This window comes from Curtobacterium sp. VKM Ac-2865 (assembly GCF_015350905.1).
Classification (GTDB): domain Bacteria; phylum Actinomycetota; class Actinomycetes; order Actinomycetales; family Microbacteriaceae; genus Curtobacterium.
Window position 1 is genome coordinate 667,363 of record NZ_JADKRZ010000001.1, and the last position, 20,658, is coordinate 688,020.

Genomic DNA, 20,658 nt, shown 5'->3' on the forward strand with positions numbered 1-20,658 from the left:
GTCAAGCCGTCCTGGTGGTCGCCGGCCGGGCGCGACCCGTCGATGTGTCAGCCCGTCCCTGCTCGTAGCGGGGAAGCGCCCACGCACCCCCTCGATCCGTCGTGGCTCGTGCCGCGATGCGTTCGGGGATGCGGAGGGCGCAGGCGACGGCGAACGCCGCCTGGAGCGCAGCGACAGCGATCCTCGGTCGCGGGAACCCGAAGGCCAGCAGGCGGGGCTTCACCGCGGCCTGGATCTCGTCGACGAACGGGCGGAGCGTCGAGTCGTACCGGGCGAGGGCGCCTTCCAGGTCGTCCGGCGTTGCGGTGAGCTCCCCCGCGAGGACGTACGCACCGACCAGCCCGCCGGAGATGCCCATGCCGCTGTAGGGCGACGCGCAGTGCGCTGCGTCTCCGAGCAGGACGACGCGGCCGTTCGACCAGGTGTCGGTGCGGACCTGCAGGACCTCCTGCGAGTAGAAGAACGGCGCTTCCGCCATGCCGTCGACGAACCGCTGCGTCTGCCACCCGGCGTCCCGGAACCGGTCGGCCCAGAACCGCTGCTGGTCCTCGATCGGAGCACGGTGGACCGCGGAGGCCTCGTCCGACGAGTCGCGGAGGATGAAGTACGCCTGCGTCTCGGTCGCGTTGTGGCTGCGCCGCATGATCTGCCGTCCGCCTGGAGCCGCGTAGGTCTCCCGCACGTCAGTGTCGGAAGCGACACGAGGCACGAACCAGTAGGCCATGTGCAGCCCGGTCCGCCAGTACACGTCCGTCCCCTCGGGCAGGATGTCGCGGCGGATCCGGGATCCCTGACCGTCTGCGCCGACGAGCAGGTCGAACGTCTCGTCCGAGCCGTCGGAGAAGTGCGCGACGACCTCGTCCTGCGTCTGGTCGAACCCCTCGACGGTCAGCCCGAAGCGGTACTCGACGTCCTCCTTCGTGGCGTCGTGGAGGATGCGCACGAGGTCACCGCGCATGATCTCGAACTCCGAGGTGAGCGTCTGCTTCCCCTGACCGGAGGTGTTGGCCATGATCGCGCCGAGCCGTCGTCCCGATCCGTTCACGAACGCGACACCGGGCTCGGCGACGAGGTGCGCCCGGACCTCGTCCAACAGGCCCATCGCCGTGATCGCCTCGATGCCCTGCCCGCGCAGGTCGACCTGCGCCCCCGTGGCCCGCAGCGCCGGGTACCGCTCCGCCACCGTGACCCGATGACCAGCTCGCGCCAGCCAGAAGGCCAGCGCAGGACCGGCGACTCCCCCGCCGGCGACGAGCACCTTCAGCGACTTCTTCTGCTTCGTGACCATGGTGCGTCTCCCGCTTCCCTATCAGTGATAGTGGGAGTGTGCGCCTATCAGCGATAGTCTGTCAAGCATGGCGAAGATCGATCGGGCTGTCGCAGTCCAGGAAGCACTGGCGTTGCTCGACGAAGTCGGTCTCGACGGGGTGAGCACCCGGGCGGTGGCGCGGCGGCTCGGCGTGGAGCAACCGTCCCTGTACTGGCACTTCAAGAACAAGCAGGAGCTGTTGGCGGCGATGGCCGCGGCCGTGCTCGAGCGGCAGGATGCGCTCCCGTTGCCGCAGCCGGGCGACGACTGGAGGTCATGGTTCCTCGAGAACTACCGGAGCTTCCGCAGCGCCCTCCTGGCGCATCGCGACGGAGCGCGCCTCCACGCCGGGTCCGTCCCTGACGGCGCTTCCCGGGAACGGCTCCTGCAGAAGTTCGCGTTCCTGGTCGACGCCGGTGTCGCCCAGCAGAACGCGATCGCGGGGATGCTCGCGGCGAGCCGGTTCACCGTCGGCAGCGCCCTCGAGCAGCAGGCCGATCCGGACGCAGACGAACCAGCGGCTCCAGCAGCAGCCGGACAGCTCACCGTCCCCACACACGACCAGGCCTTCGAGGCGGGCCTGCTGATGCTACTCACCGGCCTCGAAGCTGCCAGCGCGACTTGACTGCCCCGTCACCCCTCCGCTGCGTCGCCGTCGAACGACTGCCGGTTGACGGCGATCGTCTGCTGGTGCTCCTGCACCCAGTCGGCGAGGGCGAGCGCCACGTGCTGCAGTGACCGCCCGAGATCGGTGAGCTCGTACTCGACCCGGGGTGGCACCTGGGCGTGCACGGTCCGCGACACGAGCCCGTCGCGCTCGAGCGCGCGCAGGGTCACGGTCAGCATCCGTCGGGAGATGCCCGGGATCACCTCGGAGAGCTCGGTGAACCGCCGCCGATCGTCGCCGAGCACGCCGATCACCAGGAGCGTCCACTTGTCGCCCATGCGCGACAGCAGCGACCGGAAGAGCTCCGGGTCCTCGCTCGTGCACAGCTCAGCCATCGTGGGCATGGTCTCGTCGAGCCTGGCCTGCAACGACTTCAGCGCCGTCTGCTCCATCGAGTTCCCTCCCGTCGTTACCGCCGGGTAACAGGGGGTCGTTTGCGGTAACGCGAGCCCGGCGGGCAGGGTTACTGATCGTAACTGTAGCCGGGGTCGCCGACCCGGGCACGATCGAAGGACTGTCATGACCCTGTTCCGTCTGGACGCCAGCATCCGCACCGACGGCTCCACCAGCCGAGCCCTCGGCGACATCGTCGAGGCCGAGTGGAGCGCCGTGCACGCGGGCTCCACCGTGACCCGCCGTCACGTCGGCGCTGAGCCCCTGCCCGCCGATGCCTGGGCGAACGCCGTCGGCGCGTCCATGACGCCCGAGGCCGAGCGCACGCCGGCCCAGGTCGCCGCGGTCACCCTCGCGAGGCAGCTGACCGACGAGCTCGCCGGAGCCGACGCACTGCTGTTCGCCGTGCCGCTCTACAACTTCGGCGTCTCGCAGCACTTCAAGTCCTACGTCGACCTGGTGCTGACCGATCCGCGCATGGCACCCGGCGCGGTCCCGGTCACCGTGGGCAAGCCCGCCGTCCTGGTCACGGTGCAGGGCGGCAACTACTCCGCCGGCACGCCCCGGGAGGGCTGGGACCACGCCACGGCCTGGATGCGGCGCATCCTCGAGGACGTCTGGCAGCTCGACCTCGACGTGGTGACGCGCGAGTTCACGCTCGTCGGGGTGAACCCCGCCCTCGACCAGTTCACGGAGCTGGCCGACGAGTTGCGGGTCCGTGCCGAGGAGGAGGCGGCCCGGCACGGCCGCACGTTGGCGGCCCTGCCGAAGGCCGCCTGAACAGGCGGCTGCGCGCGTCCAGCTCGTGGACGCCGGACGGGAGGCTCGGATCCAGCTGGCACCGAGCCTCCAGTCCGTCCCGCCCACGATGGGTGCACCTGTCGTCGGCGCGACCAGACAGAACTGTGTCAGTGCCGGTCTGGATCGGTGCCCGCGAACACGGACGGGTAGTCGTCCACTCCTGCCCATCGCTGCACCGGCCAGGAGATGGCCACAGCGCGACCGACGACGTCCTGCTCCGGGACGAACCCCTTCGAGGGGAGGCCCTGGTGTGCGCGGGAGTCAGCGGACTCGTACCGGTTGTCCCCCATCACCCACAGTTCCCCTGGAGGCACCGTCACGTCGAAGGACGTACCGGAGGCCGCCTCTCCCGCCTGCTTGCGGACGTAGGGCTCGCTGAGCGGGACTCCGTTGACCTCCATCTGCCCGAGCGCGTTGCAACACTGCACGTGGTCGCCGGGCAGTCCGATCACACGCTTCACGAGGTGGTTGCCGCTGTCCGAGCCGAGACCAACCATGCTGAGAGCGTCGGACACGAAGGAGCGCGGCCGGAGAGATCGGCCTTCTGACGATCCGGCCGAATCGAGCCAGCCCCCCGGGTCGCTGAACACGACGACGTCGCCGCGGTGGATCGTCGCGCGTTCGTTGACGATGACGTGGTCATCGATCTGGAGCGTGTTCTCCATCGACCCGGACGGGATCCAGAAGGAGCGGATGAGGAAGGTCTTGACGAGGAAGGAGACCAGGAGCGCTGCGAGCACGATGATCAGCAGGTCCCGCAGGAACCGGAGCGTGCTGTTCGACTGTCGTGTTCCCGTCGACTCACCCATGGGACGCACACTAGATGCGCTCACCGAGTCGAAGGTGTGGATTCGTCGCCTGAATCGACGGAGCGCGCATGGTGACGGCACAGTCTGCGAGAACCGTCGGTGGACCGGGCACGTCCGCGAACCGCCCGCAGCGCTCTGAGCAGCGCCGGCAGCCGCCTCGGGCAACGACTGCTGGCGTGGGTGGAGGCGAGAGCTGCCGAGCGCCGAGCGGCCTTCGTGCGGCTCGACTGTGCAACGGACAACCCCAGCCTGCGACGCTTCTACGAACAGCAGGGGTTCCGGCACGTTCGTGACGTGACGGTGACCGCGTTCGGCGGCGGACGGCAACTCGCTTCCAGCCTCTACGAACGCGAGCTGGGCCTGGGACCCTGGGGAGCATGACACTCTTCGGTGACCGAGTCGCGCTCGAGGCGATCTCACCAGCGCTGGCCCATCGCATCGTCGCGCGTGACGAGCGTCCCGGCGACGACTGGCACCCCGAGTACCCGTTCGTCGACGAACTGGACCCCCTCCGCTCACTCGCTGCTGAGACCGCTTCGGATCAGGACTTCACCATGTACCTCGTGCGGCGTCGCTCAGATGGTCTCGCCGTCGGCGGCTTCGGGTTCTTCGGTCCGCCGGACGACACGGGCACCGTCGAGTTCGGCTACGGCCTGGTCCCCGCAGTCCGAGGAGCGGGACTCGCGAGCGAGGCCGTGCACCTGGGGCTGCGGCACGCCACGGAGCGCGGCGCGCGGATCGCACTTGCGGACACGGACCTCGAGAACATCGCCTCGCAACGTGTCCTGGAGAAGAACGGACTCACCGAGATCCAGCGCAACCAGACCCACGTGTTCTACCGACGCGAACTCTCGGCCCTGTAGGCGATCGCCGGGCAGGCACTTACCGTGACGGGATGCGCCGACGCCACGACCCGTCCGTGGACCGATGGGCACCGCTGTCCGTGACGCACGTGCGGGAGGTCATCGCGGGCAGCCCTGCGTGGCTCTCCGGCGGGTTCGGCATCGACATCGTCCTCGGGTACAGCTCACGCGCGCATGGCGACATCGACGTCAGCATCGTCGATGCCGACTTCCCCGCCTTCGCCGCGACGCTCCCCCGGTGGATGCAGCTCTTCGCCGCGCAGTCAGGGCAGCTCGCGCCGATCGACGAAGCCGTCGACACGGAGCCGGTGGACAACGTCTGGTGTCGCGACGAGCGATCCGGGCTCTGGTGCCTCCAGGTCAACCGAGAGACCGGCGACAGCGACACGTGGCTCTACCGCCGCGACCCGACGATCCAGCGTGCGTGGTCCGCGGCAGTCCTCGACGTCGACGGGTTGCGGGTCGTGGCGCCCGAGGTGCAACTGCTCTGGAAGTCAGCGCACCCGTCGGCGAAGGACGAATCGGACCGAGCAGCGGTGACGCCGTTGCTGGATGACGAGGCGCGTCAGTGGCTCCACGAAGCGATCGCGCGGGCACATCCTGGATCGCCCTGGGCCAACGCGTTCCGGTGACGTCGCGGCAGACGGTCACCGACGCAGCGGTTCCGCCGGCCGCTCCCGTCTGCTGGCCGGTCCTGCCCCGGGACCACATCCTGAGTCGCCGGCGATGCGCGACCAGATCTCCAAGTCGACACGACCGGCATGGATGAACCCGGCGTTCCGCGCCACGCCCTCGAAGGTGAAGCCCGCTCGCACGGCCACTGCCGCCGATGCGCGGTTCCCAGTGGCGATTCGGAGTTCGACGCGCTCGAACGACCGCTCGACCAGGAGCCACTTCGCCCGAGCGTCGACGGCTGCTGACGCGTGCCCGCAGCCACGGTAGGAGAGCTTGAGCCAGTACCCGATCTCAGCAGTCCGAGCTCGCCAGTTGATCCGTTTGACGTCGATGCACCCAGCCAGGGCGCCGTCGACCCGAATGCACCTCACGAGCCCGGCACCGCTGGTGCGAATCGACTCAGTCACGTTCGTGCTCCACTCCTCCGCGAGTGCGACCGGATACGGATACGGATCCGGAAGCGGGAGCCATCGCCTGATCTCGCTGTCCTCCACCGCAGTTGCCAGCGCGGTGGCGTCGGACGCGGTGAAGCCGGTCAGATCCGCCGCGTCCTCGACCTTGATGACGACATCGGGGAGAACATGCATGTGACCAGTCTCGTGGACGGAAGGCGTGTCGTCCTCGCGCCCTCAGGCAGCCGATGCGCACACCCAGCCTCGGATGGCTGTCGCAATGGTCTGGGTAGTGGCAGGACTCTTCAACCTGACTCTCGTGAGCTTCTTCGGCTTGTACACGATCGCCGACGAACGGGCAGTGGATCGATCGGAGGCGACAGGCGAGTTCGACCCGTCCCAGTTGCTGCCGCGCTCCGTGGCGCTCTGGTTGGTCGCGCATGCGTCCATCGCCCTTCTCATCGTGCTCGACGTGGTGGGCATCGCGCTCTTCGTGCGCGCTCGGCGACGGCGTCGAACCGCAGCGTGATGACCGGCGCCTCAACGGCGCCTCCACCATCCAGGAGAGAGGGCTGAGCACGACCCAGCCTCGTGGCACTCGTCGGTCAGCCTCCGGACGGCGATCCCACGGTCAGGCGACCGTGGTCGACGTCCAGTACCGCGGCCGTCCCGAGCGGCACGGTGACCAGGTCCTCGACGTGACCCAAGGGAAGCCCACCGAGCACCGGGACGCCGAGCGCATCGAAGTGGTCGCGGAGGGTGTCGACGATGCTCCAGCCGCGGTCCTCGTAGCCGACGAACTGATCGATGCTGCCGAGCGCCACACCCGCGACACCGTCGAGCGCTCCGGAGTACCGGAGCTGCGTCAGCGCCCGATCGACCATCCCCAACCCCGCCGCCCGGTTGATCTCGAGCAGCAGGATCCCGCCTGCCAGGTCGAGGTCCACCACCCCGACCGACCGCGCCAGCATCTCGAGGTTCCCGCCGAGGAGCGGTCCCTCGGCGGTCCCCGTCCTCGTCAATCCGGCCGAGAGGGCTCCGCGATCGGCGTCGACGACCGTGTCCGCGTCCTCCGTGAGCAACCGCCGGACGTGATCAGCGTGGGCACCGGCGATCGCACCGTGCAGCGTCGGGACGCCCGCGGCGTTCCAGACCTGGTGGAGGGCCGTGATGTCGCTGTACCCGACGAGCAGCTTCGGGTCGGCGCGGAGTGCATCGACGTCGACGTCCGGAACGATGCGGAAACTGCCGCACCCTCCGACGGAGGCGATCACCGCACGGATCTCCGGATCCCGGATCGCGTCGTTGAGATCCGCCGCGCGGTCGACGTCGCTGCCGGCGAGGTACCCGCGACGGTCGAGCGTGTGTGGCGCGATGACCGCACGGAGACCCCATGCCTCGACCTGCCGCGCGATCCAGTCCGGCACGGACTGCTCCGGCCACGACGCAGGCGAGACGATCGCGACTGTGTCACCGGCGGTCAAGGAGCGTGGCCGCAGCATCGTTGCTTCCATGTCTCGGACCCTATCCGCCGCCACCGCCACCGCCACCGTTGCATCCGGGCCCGCTTCCGCAGCGCTCGCTAGGCTTGATCGGTGAGGACCGTCGGCTCCGGAGCGTCAGCGACACGGACGACACGGACGACGCGGAGCGCGAGCTCGGTGGTCTTCCGGCGACCAGGAGCCTGCCCCGCGGCGTCGGACAGCTGGTGGAGACGAGAGAGGAGCCCGCCCATGACTGAGCCGGAGCGGGCTGACCCGACGCCGACGGGCGACGAGACGGCCGTGTCGCGTCGCACGCTGCAGGGCGTGCGACTCGCGAACCTGGTCAGCATCGTCGCCACCGCCCTCATGGCAGTGCTCGTCGTGGTGACGGTGCCCCTGTCCACGACCGTCGAGCACTCCCGATTGAGTCGCGGATGGGACCTGCCGGTCGTCATCCTGGCTGTGGTGCCGCTGGTGCTGCTGCCCCCGTACGTCACGACCGGCAGGCACCGCCCCGAGGACCTGCCGGCGAGGCAGCGGAAGGGGTTCGTCCTCGCCGCCAGCGTCTACCTCGCGCTCATGGTCGGGGCGCAGGTCGCCATGGGCTGGGGGTTCCTCCGCGCCGGTGGAGTCTGGTGAAAGACCAGACCGCGACTGACGACGGGGCGTGTCCGCCACCGCCGCACCGCCTGGTCGACGCACGGCGTGACGGACGGGAGGCTCGGTGCCAGCTGGCACCGAGCCTCCCGTCCGTCATCTGGTCGCGACCAGGACCCGACGACTAGCGCTTCAGGTTCGTCAGCTCCTGCAGCACCTCGTCCGAGGTGGTGATGATGCGGGCGTTCGCCTGGAAGCCGCGCTGCGCGACGATCAGGTTCGTGAACTCCTGCGACAGGTCGACGTTCGACATCTCGAGCGTGCCGGACGCGAGCGACCCGATGCCCGCGGAACCGGGGGTGCCGACCCTCGCCTCCCCCGAGTTCGCGGTGGTGCGGTAGCCGGACGCGCCGGTCTTCTCGAGGCCGGCCGGGTTCGCGAAGGTCGCGAGGGCGATGCGGCCGATGGCGAGCGACGAGCCGTTCGAGAAGCTGCCGACGACGGTGCCGTCCTTCGAGATCGAGTAGCCCTTGAGCGACCCGGCCTCGTGGCCGTTCTGCGACGAGATCGACGCGGTGTTGAGCGACGCGAAGCCGGAGAGCTGCGTCATGTCGACGGTGATGCCGCCGACCGCGATGGTGCCGCCGGAGGCGATGGAGCCGTCGGCCTTGAAGGTCATGTCGGCGGTCTTCGAGGTCCCCTGGCCGTTGCTGGCCGTGACGGTCCAGCCCGTGGTCGTGCGCTGGTACGCGAGCGACATCGTGTGCTTGGTGCCGTACTGGTCGTAGACGGTGGCGTCGCGGTTCAGCGTCTGGCCGACGGCGGTGTCGGAGGGCAGGTTGCCCGTGACGGTCGCCGAGCTGGTGGCCGTGGCGGGGGCCGCCGCCTCGATCGGGAGCGTGATGTCGGTCAGGCCGCCACCGTCGTTGACGACGCCGTTGGTGGCCGGGTAGCCCTGGACGATCTTGCCGTCGGAGCTGACCAGACGACCGGTCGCGTCGAAGTCGAAGGCGCCGGCACGGCTGTAGACGGTCTCGTTGCCGAGGCGGGTGACGAAGAAGCCGTCGCCGGAGATCATCAGGTCGGTCGCCTTGCCGGTGGCCTGCGCCGAGCCCTGCGCGAAGTTCGTGGAGACGCCGGCGACCTGCACGCCGAGGCCGATCTGGGCGGGGTTCGTGCCGCCGATGCCGGTCTGCGGTCCCCCGGCACCCTGGGTCATCTGCGACAGGGTGTCCTGGAAGACGGTCGACGAGGCCTTGAAGCCGACGGTGTTCACGTTGGCGATGTTGTTGCCCGTGACGTCGAGCATCTCCTGGTGCGAGCGGAGGCCGGAGATCCCGGAGTAGAGCGAGCGGAGCATGGTGTGTCCCTTTCAGGGCGAGGAAGAAGAGTGGAGAGCAGGGGGAGGTGGATCAGGAGGCGGTCTTGATACCGGAGATCACGTCGAGATCGACCTCCTTCCCGTTCACGGTCACGGTCGGGACGCTCTGTGCGTACGAGACCGCCGAAGCGGTCCCGGTGATCGAGGCCCCTGACACGGCGTCCGTGTAGCTGACCTGCTTGCCCACGAGGTTCGCCGCGGCGATCCGCATCTGCAACGAGAAGTTCTCGTTCCCCGTGGTGGTCTGGTTGGTGACCTGTTCCATCATCGCGAGCTGCGTCTGCTGGCTGATCATCTGGTTGGTGTCCATCGGCGACGACGGGTCCTGGTTCCGCAGCTGCGTGACGAGCAGCTTCATGAAGACCTCGGAGTCCATCGTCTGGGACGTCTTCGAGCTGCTGTTCGCAGCGAGTGCGGCGGCCTGCGCGGCCTGGTCCACACTCCCGGTGATCCCGTCGATCGGCATGGTGTCTGTTCCTTGTCGTCAGGCCTCAGGCGAGGACGTCGAGTCCCGCGGTGCGGACGGTGGTGGGTGTGGGACGCAGGGTGCGTGCGGTGGTGGGGCGAGCCTCCCGGTCGTCGTCGGCTGCGCGCCCACCGGCGGCCGGACGCCCGTCGCGACCAGCGGACTCGCCGGTCGGTCGGTCCGGGTGGTTCTGCGACGACAGGTCGAGCGTCGTCGAGACGCCGCTGCCGGCAGCGTCGCGCCGCAGGTCGGGCAGGACCTGGCGGACCGCGTCGCGCCCGGCGTCCGAGGCGGCGAACAGCTCGACGTGCATCCCGTGCGCCCCGACGGCAGCCCGCACCGTGACCGGCCCGAGCGTGTCGGGCACCAGGTGGACGGTGACGACGTGCTCACCGGCACCGGCGTGCGCCAGCGTGAACAGCGGCCGCGCGAGCTGCTGCGCGAGCGGTGCGGGTGCCGGGGCCGTCGGTGCAGCCGGTGCCGTGGCTGACGCCGGCGCGGCCGGTGCGGTCGTCGGGAGCGCGAAGGCCACCTCCGGCGCGCGGCCGGTCGGTCCGGCCTGGAGGCCCGGGTCGGCCTGCTCCCGCTGGCTCGCCTCGGCACGGTGGCCGGGCTCGGTCGTCGTGGTCGCGACGACCGCGGCGGCAGCAGCTGCGGCGGCTGGCGTGGTGGCGGCTGGCGCGGTGGCGGTGACCGGCTTGGTGGCGGTGACCGGCGTGGTGGCGATGGGCACCCCGGCAGGGGCCACCGCGCCAGCGGGTACGGGTACGGGCCCGGCGGTCGGCGCGGCGGAGGCTGGCGCAGCGGGGGTCGGCTCGCCGGAGGTCGGTGCAGCGGCGGTCGGCTCGCCGGAGGTCGGTGCAGCGGCGGTCGGTCGCGCGGCGTGCGTCGGGGCGACAGTCGGCCCGTCAACGCTCGCAGCGGCAGCGGCAGGCGTGGCAACGGCGGCGGCAGGCGTGGCAGCGGCAGCGGCAGCGGCAGCGGCAGCGGCAGCGGCAGGCTCGGCGGCAGCGGCAGGCGTGGCAGCGGCGCCGCCCACGCCAGCCGACGAGGCTCGTGCTGCGCGACCGAACTCCGTCCCCACAACCCGAGCCACGTCTCCCAGCGCGAGCCTCGGTTCCGCGACAGCGTCGGTGGCGGCAGGCGGGACGGCCTCCGTGGCCGAGGTTCGCGCTCCCGGACCGAACACAGCTCCTGCGACGCGAGCCACGTCTGCCAACGCGAGACTCGGATCGGCGGTCAGCGGCGCGGCGACGTCGATCGGCGCGATGGCATCGCCCGACGCGGCCGCGTCCTCCGGGGCCGAGGCTCGCGCTGCCGGACCGAACTCGCGGCCCGCGGCGCGAGGTGCGTCGCCCTGCGCGAGACTCGGGTCGGCGACTGCCACTGCCGGGTCCCCGACGGCGCGCATGGCGGCGTCGAACCCGGCGTCCGTGCCGGCAGCGCGGCCGGAGCCGGACGCCGCCGATCCCCCACGGGCGGGGCCCGCGGGTGCGTTCGGTGCGATGGTCATGCTCATGCGGCGGCCTTCCCGGTCTGCAGCAGCGACATCAGCGCGGCGGTCTGCAGGTCGGTGCCGCCGGCGGACGGCGCGGCGGAGACGGCGTGGGCGGCCTTCGTCGCGGCGGCGTCCTGCGCGGACGGCACGATGCGCCGGATGGTCGCGATGTCGCTGTCCTTGTACCAGTTGTCGACGATCCGGACGTCCTTGCCGGGGCGGGGCGCGTGCAGCACCTTGCCGTCGCCGACGTAGATGACGACGTGGCCCTCGCCCTTGGGGATGATGAGGTCACCGGGCTGCGCGTTCGCGAGGGACCCGACCTCGGTGCCCATCTTCGCCTGGTCCGGCACGACGCGGGGCATCTTCACGCCGAGGTCCTTGAAGACCGTCTGCACGAGCCCGGAGCAGTCCATGCCGGCGGTCGTGGTGCCGCCGAACACGTACGGCACGCCGAGGTACTTCTTCGCGTCCGCGACGACGTCGTCCCCGGAGGCACCGCTGCCCGTCGCGACCGTCCCGGCACCGGCGTCCACGGAGGTCGCTGGTGCAGCGGGAGCCACCGTGGCAGCAGCGGCAGCTCCGGTCGTCGTCCCGGTGCCCGTCGAGCCGTTCGCGCCGGCGAGGGCCGAGGCGAACGCCGTCGAGGAGTCCGCCGCCGAGCCCGGGGCGGCCACCGTCCGGGTGGCTCCCCCGTTCTGCAGGGTGTCGATCTGGGAGCGGATCTCGGAGATCCGGCTCAACACGGCGTCGAGGCTCATCGAGCACCACCTTCCTGGCGGCCACGTGCCGCGATCTCGTCGAGCACGGTCTGTTCCGTGCGGAGTTCCTCGGCCGCCACGCGCGTGCCGTGCTGCTCCTCGAGCTTCTCCAGCCCGAGTGCCGACCGGCGTGCGGCGGTGTACGCGTCCTGCGCCCGGTCGGCGTCGACGCGGCGGTTCTGCACCACGGCGTCGAGCTCCTGGAGCATCCCGCGGGTCGCGGCACGCGCGGCGGCCACGGCGCTCAGGGTCGCGGCGTCCTGGATCGGCATCGCGACACCGGTGTCCTCGAGCGTGCGACGGGCGGCGATGCGAGCGTCGGCGGCCTCGCGGACGCGGTCGTTCGCGGTCGCCAGGGACGCCGCGGCACGGTCCTGTTCGGTGTGCCGCAGGCGCAGGAGCCCGGCGAGCGGGAAGCGGCGGTTCACCGGAGGCCCCCGAGCTGCTGGACCAGTCCGCCGAGGCGCTGCCACGAGTCGGTGGCGGTGACGCGCTCGTCCATGCCCTGGCGCAGGAACGCGTTGATCGCGTCCTCGTGGTCCACGGCGGCGTCGACGAGCGGGTTCGAGCCACGCTGGTAGGCGCCGACGTCGAGCAGGTCCTGCGCGGCCGTGCGGGCGGCCATCACCGTCCGGAGCATCGTGGCCGCGGCGCGTTCCTCGGGCGACGTGACCTTCGACGCCACGCGCGAGATCGACCCGAGGGCGTCGACGGACGGGAAGTGCCCGGTCACGGCGAGCTTGCGGTCGAGCACGACGTGCCCGTCGAGGATGCTGCGCGCGGAGTCGGCGATCGGCTCGTTGTGGTCGTCGCCGTCCACGAGCACCGTGTACAGGCCCGTGATGCTCCCGACGCGGTCGGTGCCCGCGCGCTCGAGCAGTCCGGCGAGGACGGAGAACGTCGACGGCGGGTAGCCCCGCGTGGCCGGCGGCTCCCCCACGGACAGGCCGATCTCCCGCTGCGCCATCGCGACGCGGGTGAGCGAGTCCATCATCAGCACGACGTCCTGCCCGGCGTCACGGAACGACTCCGCGATCCGGGTGGCGACGAACGCGGCACGCAGGCGCATCAGCGCGGGCTCGTCCGAGGTGGACACGACGACGATCGAGCGGGCGAGGCCCTCGGCGCCGAGGTCGTCCTCGAGGAACTCGCGCACCTCGCGGCCACGCTCCCCGACCAGGGCGATCACGTTGACGGCGGCGTCGCTGCCCCGCGCGATCATCGACAGCAGCGAGGACTTGCCGACGCCGGACCCGGCGAACAGGCCCATGCGCTGGCCGCGGCCGACGGTCGTCAGGGTGTCGAGCACCCGGACGCCGAGCTGCAGAGGGGTGTCGATGCGGGTTCGGGCCATCGCGTTCGGGGTGGCGTGGTCGAGCTCGACCCAGTCGTCGGCGTCGAGCGGGCCGCGGTCGTCGATCGGACGCCCGAGCCCGTCGAGCACACGCCCGAACAGCCCGCGGCCGGTCGGCACCAGCACCGGACGACCCGTGGGCCGTGCCGGGGTGCCGGCGGTGATCCCGGTCAGGCGCCCGAGCGGCATGCAGCGGACCCCGGTCACGTCGGTGGCGACGACCTCGACGGCGGTCTGTGGTCCGTCCTCGTGGCCGACGAGCACGACCTCGCCGATGCGGGCGTCGAGGCCGGCGACGGTCAGTCCGAGCCCGACCGCGCTCGTGACGACACCGACCCGCTGCGGTGCGGCGAGGGCGACGGCCGCGTCGAGCGCGCGGGGACGGAGGAGCGTCGCGGTCACGCGGACACCCCCAGTGCGTCCTTCGCGCGGTCGAGCGCGACACCGATGCGGGCGTCGAGCACACCGTCGGGCAGGTCGACGACGGCGTCGCCGTCGGCGAGCGTGACGTCGGCGCGCACCGCGACCGGCAGGTCGAGGGCGGCGACCGCGGCGGCGTCGGCCGGGCTGAGCCGGACGGCGATCGCGACGGTGTGGTCGACCAGGGCGAGCGCACGGCGGACGGTGGCCTCCGCACCGGACGCGGGGACAGCCTCCAGTCCGTCAGCGTGACCACTCACCGGACGGGAGGCGCGGATCGCGTACCCGACGGCGGCGTCGGCCAGCTCCATGGCCGCCTCCACCACCGACTGCTCGGCGGACTCCAGCACCGGCACGGCGCGCGCGAGGAGCGCGTCGGTCGCGGCGGCCAGCGCGGCGACCCGGCGGGCCGTCTCGGCCTCCAGGGCGGCGGACCGGGCGGCGTGCTCGGCGTCGAGCCGGGCACGGAGCGCCTCGGTCTCGGCGTGCGCCGCACGGAGCCCGGCGGCGTACCCGGCGGCGTGGCCACGGACCTCGGCACTGGCGACCCGGTTCGCGAACCCGGCGTCGGCGACGACGGGGAACGCCAGGCGTTCGAAGGTGTCAGTCAACGAGCTCGTCCTCCTCGGCGCGGTGCACGGTGATGACGCCCTGCGCCTCGAGCTCGCGCACGGAGCGGACGACCTCGGCACGCGCTTCCTCGACCTGCGAGACACGGACCGGGCCCATCGACTGCAGTTCGTCGTCGAGCAGCTGGCGGTTGCGCTCGGACACGTTCGCGCGGATGGTCTCGGTGACCGGGCCAGCTGCGCCCTTCATGGCGGTCGCGAGGATCTTCGAGTCGATGCCGCGCAGGACCTGCTGGATGTCGCGGGACTCGAGCTTGACGATGTCCTCGAACGTGAGCATGCGGGAGCGGATGTCCTCGGCGAGCTCGGGGTCGCGGGCCTCGAGGCCGTCGAGCACGGCCTTCTCGGTGGCGACGTCGGAGCGGTTGATGATGTCGACGAGCGGCTGGATGCCCCCGACGACCTCGACGCTCTCGCGCGGCGACACGACGGCGCCGGCACGCTGGCGGAGCACGCCGGCGACGATCCCGACGGACTCGGGGGTGGCGGAGCCCATGGTGGCGAACGCCTGCGCGACGTCGGTTCGGGCGTGGTCGTCGACCCCGGCGAGCACGGCGCTGGCCTGTGCGGGCTTGAGGTGGGCGAGCACGAGGGCGATCGTCTGCGGCAGCTCGCCCTCGAGCAGGGACACGACCTGCCCGGGTTCGGCGTCGTCGAGGAAGTCGAACGACTGCCCGGCCAGGTTCGACGCCAACCGGTCCATCACGCCGGCGGCGCGCTCGGAGCCGAACGAGGCCTCGAGCAGCCCCATCGCGGCGTCCTTGCCACCGCGGCGCTGGCGACGACCGCTCTGGGTCATCCGGTGGAACTCGCTGAGGGTCTGGTCGACGACGGTGTCCTCGACGCGGCGCATCCGGACGATCTCGGCGGAGATCTCCTCGGCCTCGAGCTCGGAGAACTGCTTCATCACCTCGGCGGCGCGGTCGGTCTCCATCTGCATGAGGATCAGCGCGACCTTCTGCGCACCGCTCAGGGAGCGGTCGCCGGCCTTGACCGCGGGGCCGTTCACACCGGGCTCCGGTCGTCCAGGAGCCCGCGGAGCAGGTCGGCCGTGCGCTTCGGGTCACGCTCGGCCAGGGCGGAGATGTCCTGGCGGCGGCGCTCGGCCGTGACCTCGTCCGTGGTCAGGATCTCGGTCGGGGCGTCGTCGTGCGGCATCGTCGGCAGGGCGACCGTGGCCGGGTCACTGCCGGCGAGCAATCCGGCGCGGGCGTCGGCGGCGTCGACGGCCATCGGCAGCTCGAACGCGGTGCCGAAGGCGTCGAGCTCGCCGACGTCGACGGTCTCGCGCTCCTGACGGCGGCCGCGGCGGACGAGCACGATCATCAGCGTGATGAGGGCGAGCGCGATGCCCACCACGATGCCGGCGGTCCGGATGGCGGACCAGAGGGCCTCCTGCTGGTCCGACTCCTGCTGGGCCTTGAGCGCCTTCGCGGCGTCGTCGGCGGCGCTGGTGTCGAAGTCCATCATCGCGACCTTGACCTGGTCGCCGCGGGCGGTGTCGGTGCCGGCGGCGGCGGACACCAGGTCGTTGATGCTCTGCAGGTTCGCGCTCTGCACCGACGGGGCCTTGCTGTTCAGGGCGACCGACACCGTCTGGCGGTCGACGGCACCGGCGGGGATCTGCGTCGTCTCGGTGGTGTGGTCGACGGCGTTGTTCTTCGTGGCCGACTCGTTCTTGTAGCCGTCGTCGCCGGCAGTGGAACCGCTGGCGGCCGTGCCGTTCGGCACGGCGATGTTGTCGGGACCGAGGACGCCCGTCGCGCCCTTGCCACCGGCGCCACTGCCGGCGCCGTACTGCTCGGTCGTGGACGACTCGTTCAGCGCGACCGGGCCGGTGGTCGGCGTCGTGTACGACTCCGCCGTGCGGGTGCCCGTGTTCTGGTTCATCGTCGCGGAGACGACGACGCTGGCGTTCCCGACGCCGAGCGTGGTGTCGAGCAGGTCCTGGATCTTCTTGCTCGTCGCGGCGTCGTAGTCGGCGGCCTGGTCGCTGCCGGAGCCGGTCGCGCCGGTACCGACGGCGGAGAGCGTCTGGCCCTTCTGGTCCACGACGGACACGTCGGTGGTCTGCATGCCCTCGACTGCGGCGCTGGTCAGGTGCACGATCGCCTGGACCTGGTCGGTCGTGAGCTCGGTGCCGTTCTTCGTGGCGATGAACACCGACGCGGTCGGGTCCTTCTCCTCGGACACGAACACCGACTTCTTCGGGATCGCGAGCTGCACGGTGGCGGTCTGCACGCCGTCCATCGCGGAGATCGTCTTGGCGAGCTCGCCCTCGATCGCGCGCTTGTACGTGACGTCCTGCTGGAACTCGGAGCTGGTCACGCCCATCGTGTCGAGCAGCGAGTAGCCGCCCTCGTTCGACGACGGCAGCCCGTTCGACGCGGCCTTGAGCCGTTCCGTGTAGACCTTCGACTGCGGCACGAGGATCGTCGCGCCGCCGTCGGTGAGCTGGAACGGCACGCCGTCGGTCGTGAGCTGGTCGGTGACCGAGCTCGCGTCCGCCGCGGCCAGGCCGGTGAACAGCGGCGCGTAGGACGGCTTGCCGAGCCACGACGCCAGCGCGAAGCCGCCGAGCACGAGCGCGGCGACACCGATGATCGCGATGGTGCGCTGGGCGGCGGTGAAGCCCTTGACGTAGCCGCCGAGGCGACCGAACAGGTTCTGCAGTGCAGCGGGCATCAGGCCTGCATCCTCATGATCTCGTTGAAGGCGTCGACGCCCTTGTTGCGGACCGCGGCGACGAGCTCGAGCGTGACCTGTGCGCGGGTGGACGCGATGGTGGCGTCGTGGATGTCGTCGAGGTTGCCGGTGACCGCCTTGAGCGCGAGCGTCTTGGAGTCGCTCTGCAGCTGCTGCAGGCCGTCGACCGCGTTGCCGAGCGACGCGGCGAAGCCACTGCCGCCGGTGCCGCTGGTGGCCGAGGTGCCGATGTCGCTGCTCGTCCCGGAGACCGAGGTGAGCGCGTTCGTCATGGCGTTCGTGGTGACGCCGTTCACGCCGTCGATGGGCATCAGTTCTTCCCGATCTGCAGTGCCGCTTCGTAGGCGGTCTTGGCACGGTCGACCACGGCGGCGTTCGCCTGGTAGCCGCGCTGGGCCATGATGAGGTCCGCCATCTGTGTGCCGAGGTCGATGTCCGGCATGCGGACGTACCCTTCGGCGTTCGCGAGCGGGTTGTCCGGGTCGTACGTGACACGGCCGGCGGCGCTGCCGAACGCGGCGCCCTTGACGTAGGCGCCGGACACGCCGTTGCCCTCCTGCACCTCGACGTAGCGGGCCTGGAAGGCGGTGTCGTCCATGGACTTGACCGTGTTGACGTTGGCGATGTTGTCGGAGATCGCGTCGAGCCACTTGCGGTGCACGGTGAGGCCGGTGCTCGCGATCCCGATCGCGTCGAACGTGGTCACGAGTTCGTCCGCATCGCCGCACGGACGCTGGTGAGCTCGGAGTTCATCGCCTGCGTGGCGAACTGGTACCGGAGCACGGTGTCGATGTTCGACAGCGTCTCCTCGTCCAGGTTGACGTTGTTGCCGTTCGTGTTCGTCGGCTCGAGGCTGCGCGCCATGGTCGGCGTCGTCGAGCCCTTGCCGTCGACGATGGACTTCGCGAGCGCGTCCTCGAACTGCACCTTCTCGGCGTGGTAGTTCGTGGTGTTGATGTTCGCGATGTTGTTCGCGATCACGCGCTGGCGCATCGACAGCCCGTCGAGTGCGCTCTGCAGCGCTGCCGACGTCACGGAATCGAACACAGGGGTCCCCCTCGGACGCGGCGCCGTCACGTGTGGTGACGTCGCCGTGCGGTGGTGGCCGATCCCTGGCCGGTGGTCGAGCGATCCGTGCTCGTGTGGCGCTATCGGAGCCCGTCGCGGACCCCGTTAGCGCTCGCCCCGAACGGGGGCCGGGTCTGGTTCAGGCGGAGGCGTCGAGGTACACGGAGCGCTGCGGCGCGCGGGTCGCGTCGACCTGGCGGAGCGCACCGAGGTGCTCCAGCGCCTGCCGGCGGTCGCCTTCCAGCGTCGCCATCCGGTCCCGCTGCGCGGCGAGCAGCCGGGAGGCTCGTCCCGCCAGTGCGCGCGGCATCGGTCCCAGCCCGGTCGGCTCGTGCCACGGGGCCGGGTCGCCGTCGACCGTCGCCTGTTCCAGGGACGTGAGCACGGCCTCCCATGCGGTGGTGCCGTCGGTGTCGGCACCGGTGGTGCCGTCCGTGTCGGCTCCGCTGGTGCTGTCCGTGTCAGGCGACACCGAGTGCTCCGCCCGCGTGCGCGCCGACGACGGTCGGGGCGGCCGGCATCGCGGCGGCCGCGTCGTGCCAGGCTTGGCGGAGCGGTTCGAGGATGCGGACGCAGTCGCGCGTGGCCTGCACGTCGCGGTGCACGTTCGCGGTGATGAGCGACGTGGAGGCGTAGTTGTAGATCGCGAGCAGGCCCTCGCCGCCGTCCCACGCGTCGATGCGCAGGGTCGAGGACAGCTCGCCGACGATGGCCTGGGCGTGCAGGAGCTGGTCGCGGGCGGCGTCCCAGTCGGACCCGACCTGGGCGGCCTCGGCACGGTGCAGGTCGAGCAGCAGCCGGTCGTAGAGCATCGTGACGAGCTGGGCGGGCGTCGCGGAGAGCACCGACTCGTTCGTGTACTGGGCTCTGCGGCGCTGCGTCTGGTTCGTGTACATGAGGGTCTCCTGCTCAGCTCGACGAGGTCGAGGCGAGGTGGCTGGCGATGAAGCTCGACTGCGACTGGAGCTTGCTGAGGCTGGTCTCGAGCGCCGCGTACTGCGTCTGCAGCGTCGACTTCCGCGCCGCGAGGCGGTCGGTCCAGCGGTCGATCTGGTCGTTGAGGTCCTTGACCACGGCCTGCTGGCCGGTGATCGCGGTGGTGATGGAACCGGTGTACTTGTCCGACGCCGACGTCGCAGCGGCACCGACGGCGGTGGCCATCCCGGACAGGATCGCCTGGGTGCCCTGCGGGTCCGCGGCGAGGGCCTTCTGGAAGACGTCCGCGTCGAAGGTGAAGTCACCGGACCGGGTGATCGAGATGCCGATCGACGACGGGGACTTGCCGTTCACGGGGGCCGACATCGTGCTGGTCAGCCGCTGCACGGCGTCCCGGCTGCTGGCGTCGCCGAGGAGCACACCCGCCGTGGTCGTCGTCGCGCCCGTGGACGGGCTCGTCGTGCTGGTGACCTTGGTGTTCGAGGCGTAGTACGACGCGACCGCGTTGATCGCGTCGACGAGACCGGACGCGACCGCCTGGGCCTTGGTCGTGTCCTGCGCGACCGAGACGGTGACGGGGTCGGTGGTGGCCTGGGAGACGGTGACGTCCACGCCGGGCACGAGGTCGCGGAAGGTGTTCGACGCGCTCGTCACGGTCTGCGCGGCAGCGGTGCCGGCCCACAGCGTGACCGAGGCGTCGCTCGCCTGCTTGACGACCGCGGCCCCGGTCTCCGTGAGCACGTTCGTCGCCGTGCCCGCGGCGACCTCGTCGGCCGTCCCGCGGTGGACGGTGAAGGCACCGGCCGAACCGGAGGCGGTCGAGCTGAGCTGGAGCCGCCAGAGCCGGGTGCCGTCGGCCGCGGTCCCCGCCTGCACCTTGGTGGCGGTCACCCCGGCGCCGGACTTGGTGATCGCGGCGGCGACGTCGTCGAGGGAGCCGGACTTCGGCGTGACGGTCGTGGTCGTGCCGTCGGCCTTCTTGATGGTGAGCGGCTGTGCGTCCGCGGACCACGTCGACATCGCCGCGGTGACGCCGACCTGGGCGGACGCGGTGGACCCGACGGAGAAGCTGATGGACCCGGGGGCGGCGGTGGCGCTCGTGGCGACCGTGACCCCGGGTGACGAGCTGGTGGCGGAGAAGACGTCGAGGGACGCGGGCTTGGCGGCGTCGGTGGCCTTCGTCGCGAGGGTCTGCACCAGGGAGTTGATGGTCTGCAGGGACGAGACGAACGCGGTGGTCGCGGTGACCTTGTTCTTGAGGAGCGTCTGCGGGACCGTCTCGATGGACATCAGCGAGTTGATGAGGCTCGTGGTGTCCAGGCCGGAGACGAGTCCGTCGATGGCGAAGCTGCCGCTCGACACGGAGGACGTTGACATGGGTGCTCCTGTTCAACGGGGCAGATCGGGGCGCGCGCCGACGACGGCACGCAGGGGTGCGCCGCCCCCCGG

Annotated in this window: 27 protein-coding genes; 7 read left to right on the forward strand and 20 right to left on the reverse strand. The window is 71.1% G+C overall.

Annotated features, from left to right (window positions below; translation table 11 throughout):
* Position 1: 1 nt before the first annotated feature.
* Complete coding sequence (locus tag ITJ54_RS03180; protein WP_194625837.1) at positions 2-1,288, reverse strand: FAD-dependent monooxygenase; 1,287 nt, start codon at positions 1,286-1,288, stop codon at positions 2-4.
* A gap of 67 nt (positions 1,289-1,355) precedes the next feature.
* Between ITJ54_RS03180 and ITJ54_RS03185 the strand changes: the two genes are divergently transcribed.
* Complete coding sequence (locus ITJ54_RS03185; protein WP_194625838.1) at positions 1,356-1,934, forward strand: TetR/AcrR family transcriptional regulator C-terminal domain-containing protein; 579 nt, start codon at positions 1,356-1,358, stop codon at positions 1,932-1,934.
* Positions 1,935-1,942: 8 nt separating this feature from the next.
* On the opposite strand, the gene ITJ54_RS03190 is transcribed toward ITJ54_RS03185, so the two are convergent.
* Complete coding sequence (locus ITJ54_RS03190) at positions 1,943-2,368, reverse strand: helix-turn-helix domain-containing protein (protein WP_323741578.1); 426 nt, start codon at positions 2,366-2,368, stop codon at positions 1,943-1,945.
* A gap of 127 nt (positions 2,369-2,495) precedes the next feature.
* On the opposite strand from ITJ54_RS03190, the gene ITJ54_RS03195 reads away from it, so the two are divergent.
* A complete protein-coding gene (locus tag ITJ54_RS03195; RefSeq protein ID WP_194625839.1) occupies positions 2,496-3,149 on the forward strand; it encodes an FMN-dependent NADH-azoreductase in 654 nt (217 codons plus the stop codon).
* Positions 3,150-3,277: 128 nt separating this feature from the next.
* Here the strand turns inward: ITJ54_RS03195 and lepB are convergent, their stop codons facing one another.
* Complete coding sequence (gene lepB, locus ITJ54_RS03200) at positions 3,278-3,979, reverse strand: signal peptidase I (protein ID WP_194625840.1); 702 nt, start codon at positions 3,977-3,979, stop codon at positions 3,278-3,280.
* Positions 3,980-4,078: 99 nt separating this feature from the next.
* Between lepB and ITJ54_RS03205 the strand changes: the two genes are divergently transcribed.
* From ITJ54_RS03205 to ITJ54_RS03215, 3 genes are read left to right on the forward strand one after another with little or no spacing between them, the layout of a single operon-like run.
* On the forward strand, positions 4,079-4,360 hold the full coding sequence (locus tag ITJ54_RS03205) for a GNAT family N-acetyltransferase (protein ID WP_323741579.1): 282 nt from the start codon (positions 4,079-4,081) through the stop codon (positions 4,358-4,360).
* Positions 4,357-4,842 (forward strand): GNAT family N-acetyltransferase, encoded by a 486-nt coding sequence (locus ITJ54_RS03210; RefSeq protein WP_194625841.1) that lies wholly within the window; start codon positions 4,357-4,359, stop codon positions 4,840-4,842. Before ITJ54_RS03205 ends, ITJ54_RS03210 begins: the two co-directional genes overlap by 4 nt.
* A 32-nt stretch (positions 4,843-4,874) precedes the next feature.
* The gene (locus ITJ54_RS03215; protein ID WP_194625842.1) at positions 4,875-5,474 is read left to right on the forward strand and encodes a nucleotidyltransferase domain-containing protein; all 600 of its coding nucleotides are present in this window, start codon (positions 4,875-4,877) and stop codon (positions 5,472-5,474) included.
* 15 nt (positions 5,475-5,489) lie between these two features.
* Here the strand turns inward: ITJ54_RS03215 and ITJ54_RS03220 are convergent, their stop codons facing one another.
* A complete protein-coding gene (locus ITJ54_RS03220; protein WP_194625843.1) occupies positions 5,490-6,104 on the reverse strand; it encodes a GNAT family N-acetyltransferase in 615 nt (204 codons plus the stop codon).
* 97 nt (positions 6,105-6,201) lie between these two features.
* On the opposite strand from ITJ54_RS03220, the gene ITJ54_RS03225 reads away from it, so the two are divergent.
* Positions 6,202-6,438 carry a hypothetical protein gene (locus tag ITJ54_RS03225; protein WP_228508171.1) on the forward strand — a complete coding sequence of 79 codons (237 nt, stop codon included), beginning with the start codon at positions 6,202-6,204 and terminating at the stop codon, positions 6,436-6,438.
* A 76-nt stretch (positions 6,439-6,514) separates the two neighbouring features.
* Here the strand turns inward: ITJ54_RS03225 and ITJ54_RS03230 are convergent, their stop codons facing one another.
* A complete protein-coding gene (locus ITJ54_RS03230; RefSeq protein ID WP_194625845.1) occupies positions 6,515-7,423 on the reverse strand; it encodes a S66 peptidase family protein in 909 nt (302 codons plus the stop codon).
* 219 nt (positions 7,424-7,642) lie between these two features.
* Here ITJ54_RS03230 and ITJ54_RS03235 point away from each other — a divergent pair, with 219 nt between their 5' ends.
* Positions 7,643-8,032: a hypothetical protein gene (locus tag ITJ54_RS03235; protein WP_194625846.1), complete on the forward strand. Its 390-nt coding sequence runs from the start codon at positions 7,643-7,645 to the stop codon at positions 8,030-8,032.
* Between the two features lie 142 nt (positions 8,033-8,174).
* Here ITJ54_RS03235 and ITJ54_RS03240 read toward each other — a convergent pair whose 3' ends face one another.
* From ITJ54_RS03240 to fliD, 15 genes are all read right to left on the reverse strand, one after another.
* Positions 8,175-9,350, reverse strand: coding sequence for a flagellar hook protein FlgE (locus ITJ54_RS03240; protein ID WP_194625847.1), 1,176 nt, complete (start codon positions 9,348-9,350; stop codon positions 8,175-8,177).
* A 52-nt stretch (positions 9,351-9,402) separates the two neighbouring features.
* Entirely contained in the window at positions 9,403-9,837 is a 435-nt protein-coding gene (locus ITJ54_RS03245) for a flagellar hook assembly protein FlgD (protein WP_194625848.1), read from the reverse strand.
* Positions 9,838-9,862: 25 nt separating this feature from the next.
* Positions 9,863-11,356, reverse strand: a complete 1,494-nt coding sequence (locus ITJ54_RS18065; protein ID WP_194625849.1) for a flagellar hook-length control protein FliK — start codon at positions 11,354-11,356, stop codon at positions 9,863-9,865.
* The gene (locus tag ITJ54_RS03255; RefSeq protein ID WP_194625850.1) at positions 11,353-12,096 is read right to left on the reverse strand and encodes a C40 family peptidase; all 744 of its coding nucleotides are present in this window, start codon (positions 12,094-12,096) and stop codon (positions 11,353-11,355) included. The genes ITJ54_RS18065 and ITJ54_RS03255 overlap by 4 nt, the downstream gene beginning before the upstream one ends.
* Complete coding sequence (locus ITJ54_RS18205) at positions 12,093-12,524, reverse strand: flagellar FliJ family protein (RefSeq protein ID WP_194625851.1); 432 nt, start codon at positions 12,522-12,524, stop codon at positions 12,093-12,095. Before ITJ54_RS18205 ends, ITJ54_RS03255 begins: the two co-directional genes overlap by 4 nt.
* Complete coding sequence (locus ITJ54_RS03265; protein ID WP_194625852.1) at positions 12,521-13,852, reverse strand: FliI/YscN family ATPase; 1,332 nt, start codon at positions 13,850-13,852, stop codon at positions 12,521-12,523. Before ITJ54_RS03265 ends, ITJ54_RS18205 begins: the two co-directional genes overlap by 4 nt.
* Positions 13,849-14,481: a hypothetical protein gene (locus ITJ54_RS03270; protein WP_194625853.1), complete on the reverse strand. Its 633-nt coding sequence runs from the start codon at positions 14,479-14,481 to the stop codon at positions 13,849-13,851. Before ITJ54_RS03270 ends, ITJ54_RS03265 begins: the two co-directional genes overlap by 4 nt.
* Positions 14,474-15,508 carry a flagellar motor switch protein FliG gene (gene fliG / locus ITJ54_RS03275; RefSeq protein ID WP_194625854.1) on the reverse strand — a complete coding sequence of 345 codons (1,035 nt, stop codon included), beginning with the start codon at positions 15,506-15,508 and terminating at the stop codon, positions 14,474-14,476. Before fliG ends, ITJ54_RS03270 begins: the two co-directional genes overlap by 8 nt.
* Positions 15,505-17,184 (reverse strand): flagellar basal-body MS-ring/collar protein FliF, encoded by a 1,680-nt coding sequence (fliF, locus tag ITJ54_RS03280; RefSeq protein ID WP_194625855.1) that lies wholly within the window; start codon positions 17,182-17,184, stop codon positions 15,505-15,507. The genes fliG and fliF overlap by 4 nt, the downstream gene beginning before the upstream one ends.
* On the reverse strand, positions 17,184-17,516 hold the full coding sequence (gene fliE, locus ITJ54_RS03285) for a flagellar hook-basal body complex protein FliE (RefSeq protein ID WP_194625856.1): 333 nt from the start codon (positions 17,514-17,516) through the stop codon (positions 17,184-17,186). The genes fliF and fliE overlap by 1 nt, the downstream gene beginning before the upstream one ends.
* Complete coding sequence (locus ITJ54_RS03290) at positions 17,516-17,911, reverse strand: flagellar basal body rod protein FlgC (protein ID WP_194625857.1); 396 nt, start codon at positions 17,909-17,911, stop codon at positions 17,516-17,518. The genes fliE and ITJ54_RS03290 overlap by 1 nt, the downstream gene beginning before the upstream one ends.
* On the reverse strand, positions 17,908-18,252 hold the full coding sequence (locus ITJ54_RS03295; protein WP_071275706.1) for a flagellar basal body protein: 345 nt from the start codon (positions 18,250-18,252) through the stop codon (positions 17,908-17,910). The genes ITJ54_RS03290 and ITJ54_RS03295 overlap by 4 nt, the downstream gene beginning before the upstream one ends.
* Positions 18,253-18,412: 160 nt before the next feature.
* On the reverse strand, positions 18,413-18,745 hold the full coding sequence (locus ITJ54_RS03300; RefSeq protein ID WP_194625858.1) for a hypothetical protein: 333 nt from the start codon (positions 18,743-18,745) through the stop codon (positions 18,413-18,415).
* Positions 18,735-19,169 (reverse strand): flagellar export chaperone FliS, encoded by a 435-nt coding sequence (gene fliS, locus ITJ54_RS03305; protein ID WP_194625859.1) that lies wholly within the window; start codon positions 19,167-19,169, stop codon positions 18,735-18,737. Before fliS ends, ITJ54_RS03300 begins: the two co-directional genes overlap by 11 nt.
* 13 nt (positions 19,170-19,182) lie before the next feature.
* Positions 19,183-20,586 carry a flagellar filament capping protein FliD gene (gene fliD, locus ITJ54_RS03310; RefSeq protein ID WP_194625860.1) on the reverse strand — a complete coding sequence of 468 codons (1,404 nt, stop codon included), beginning with the start codon at positions 20,584-20,586 and terminating at the stop codon, positions 19,183-19,185.
* Between the last annotated feature and the right edge of the window lie 72 nt (positions 20,587-20,658).